We start from the raw sequence: 3,231 nt of genomic DNA, 5'->3' as shown, positions 1-3,231 counted from the left end.
GACCAGCCAAGCCAGCGCGAGACCGACCGCGATGACATTGAAGTAGATGACCACCTGCAGCGCGCCGGGCAGCGGACCGGCGTCCCAGCTCTTGGCGATCTGCATCGACACGTACTGGTAGAGCCCCGACAGCACCGGATACTCCATGTACCGGGTTTCGGTGCCACCGTCGGGCGTTTCCTCGGTCCAGGACTTCTTGTACGGGAACGCGCCCTCGTTGAGCCGTTCCGCTCCGTAGAGCGGGACGGTGTCCGAGTAGCACATCGCCGTGTACTGGCGGCCGTCGTTCCAGTCCAGGGTGAGGCCGCCGCCCGCGGCTTCGGTCTGCTGGATGCACGGGGCCTTGGTGCCCCAGCCGAGCGCGAGGAACAGCACCGTGAACAGGAACAGCACCCGCATCGGTGTCCAGAACCGGGCGCGGCCGATCAGCGCGTGATCACCGACCGGCCCGCCGATCACCGTGCACAGCTGCGCGGTCAGGGAGTCGTTGCGGCTCGGCCGGTCTCGGGCGTCGCAGGACCGGAGATCGGGGGCGAGCGGAGCCGGGGACTCGTATCGCGGGCTGCCCGGCTGCTCGGCCGACGGGCCGGTGTGCGCGTTCCCGTTGGTCGGCTCGCCCACCAGTCGCTGATCGGTCACGGCACCCGAGGCTACCGGGAGCGGCCGGGCGGAGCTCCGCTCGTCCCCCCGGAATCCTCGGCGCCCTGGCCGCCGCCGGTGCCACCACCACCGCCACCGGAGTCCTCGCCGCTATCGGAACTGTCCTCGCCGGATTGCCCCCGGCCGGTGGACGGTGATCCGTCGGCCGGTGCGGTCGGCTGCCCCGGCAGCGGCCCGGAGTTCGACGGCTGCTGCGGCTGCGGCCGCACCTGTGCCTGCGGGTTCGGCTGCACGCCTGGCACCGGGATGGTGATGCCGGGCAGGATCTCCACCTGGCTCGGGGTGATCACCACCGGCGGCTGGAACGGCGGCGCCTCCGTGGTCGACGGTGCGGTGTACGGCGCGGTCCACTCCGGCACACCCGCCTGGCCCTTGATCGGCGCCGGCTTGGGGAAGGTCTCCTTCGGCGTGCCCTCGAGCGCGCCGTCCATGGTGTCCTTCCAGATGTCGGACGGCAGGCTGGAACCGTAGATCATCGCACCGCCGTAATTGCGCAGCGGCTCACCCTGTTCGGTGCCGACCCAGACCGCGGTGGACAGCGACGGCGTGTAGCCGACCATCCAGGCGTCCTTGTTCTCGCCGGTGTCGCCGAGCTGGGCGGTACCGGTCTTGGCCGCCGATTCCCGGCCACCGGCCAGGCCGTGGTTGCGGGAGTAGGCGGCGATCGGCTTCATCGCGGCGGTGACGTTGTCGGCCACGGCCTCCGAGACCCGCTGTTCGCCCGCGACCTCGCCGCGGTCGAGCAGCACCTCACCGTCGGCGGTGACCACGCGCTGGATGAAGTGCGGCGCGTGGTATTTGCCCGAGGCCGCGAGCGTGGCGTAGGCCGAGGCCATATCGAGCACCCTGGCCTGGTACTGGCCGAGCACGATGCCGTTGTTCGGGCCGGAGCCGTCCGGTTCGGTCAGCGTCTTGCCGACGCCGGGAATCTCTTCCGGGATGCCCAGCTTGTGCGCCATGTCGGCGATCTTCTGCGGGCCGTTCTGCATATCCAGCTGCATACGGTAGAAGCTGGTGTTCAGCGACCGCTTGAGCGCCTCGGCGATGGTGCACATGCCGCAGGATTCGCCCTCGACGTTGCTGATCTTGATGCCGTGCACGGTGAGCGGCGAGCTGTCGTACATCTGCGACAGCGGGATGCCCATCTCGAGGTTCTGCGCCAGGCCGAAGACCTTGAACGACGAACCGGTCTGCAGACCCGCGTTGGCGAAGTCGTAGCCCTGGCCGTCCTTACCGCCGTAGTAGGCGCGCACCGCACCGGATTTCGGATCGATCGAGACCACCGCGGTGCGCAGCTTCTCCGGCTCGCCCTGCATGTTCTCGGCCACCGCGTCGAGCGCGGCCTGCTGTGCCTTGGGGTCGATGGTGGTGGTGATCTGCAGACCCGCGGTGTTGAGCTGCTGCTCACTGATGCCCGCGGCCGACAGCTCACGCAGCACCTGCTGCTTGATCAGGCCCTCGGGGCCGTCGTCGTTGGCCTTGTCGCCGAGCGAGGACAGCGGCCGCACCGCCGGGTACTGCATCGACTTGCGTTCGGCGGCGGGCAGATTACCCTCCGAGACCATGCCGTCGAGCACATAGTTCCAGCGGGTCTTGGCGCCCTCGGGGTTCTGCTCAGGATCCAGCGAGGAGGGCAGCTGGATGGTGGCCGCGAGCACCGCGCCCTCGGCCACGGTCAGATCCTGCACCGGCTTGTCGAAGTAGGCCTTGGCGGCGGCGTCGATGCCGTAGGCGCCGCGGCCGAAGTAGATGGTGTTGAGGTAGGCGGCGAGGATCTCGTCCTTGCTCCACTGCCGCGCCATCTTCGCCGAGATCACCAGCTCTTTGAGCTTGCGGTTGAGCGAGCGTTCGTCACCGACCAGCGCGTTCTTCACGTACTGCTGGGTGATGGTCGAACCGCCGCCCGCGCTTTCCTTGCCGAGCAGGTTGTCGCGCGCGGCGCGGGCGAAACCGGACACCGAGAAGCCGGGGTTGGTGTAGAAATCCCGGTCCTCGGCCGCGGTGACCGCGTTGCGGACATGCGGCGGCACCTGGTCGATGGTGACCTCGGTGCGGTTGCCCTCCGGCGGAACCACCTTGCTGATCTCGGTGGTGCCGTCGGCGGCGTAGATCGTGGCCACCTGATTGGTTTTGAGATCACCCGGCTGGGGAACGGAAACCGTGGAGTAGGCGATCAAGAACACCGTGCTCGGCACCACGATCGCCAAGGCGATCAGGACATAGATGGTGCGACGCACGATTCGCCACGGCGATTTCTTCTTGGCGCCGGGCCTGCGCCCGCCGGGACCATCGGGGCCGTCGCCGTCGCCACCACCGCGCCGCGGCGGCGGGCCGGACGGCGGGCCCGAACGCGATTGTGCCCGGCGCTCACCGGTATTCGAGGCCGCGGCGGCAGCACCGGCGACGGGCCTGCGCGCGGCCGGGCGCGGGCCGGTGCTCGAAGCCTTGCGGTCGCGCTGGGACACCGCCTCCGACAGCGAGGCCGGACGGCTGATCTTCTGCGTCGCCTGGGCCGACGGCGGCTTGGCGCCCTCGCCCGGCCTGGCGATCTTCTGGGTCGACTGCGCGGAG

Annotated in this window: 1 protein-coding gene and 1 pseudogene; both read right to left on the bottom strand. The window is 69.5% G+C overall.

Annotated elements, in window-relative coordinates; translation table 11 throughout:
• Window positions 1-639: pseudogene (locus RJ05_RS25345) on the bottom strand (hypothetical protein); the annotation flags it as partial.
• 11 nt (window positions 640-650) lie between these two features.
• Window positions 651-3,155: a transglycosylase domain-containing protein gene (locus RJ05_RS25340; RefSeq protein ID WP_373365084.1), complete on the bottom strand. Its 2,505-nt coding sequence runs from the start codon at window positions 3,153-3,155 to the stop codon at window positions 651-653.
• Between the last annotated feature and the right edge of the window lie 76 nt (window positions 3,156-3,231).

This window comes from Nocardia cyriacigeorgica NBRC 100375, from assembly GCF_000308555.1.
Lineage (GTDB): Bacteria > Actinomycetota > Actinomycetes > Mycobacteriales > Mycobacteriaceae > Nocardia > Nocardia cyriacigeorgica.
This window is presented reverse-complemented; position numbering and strand designations above follow the sequence as displayed.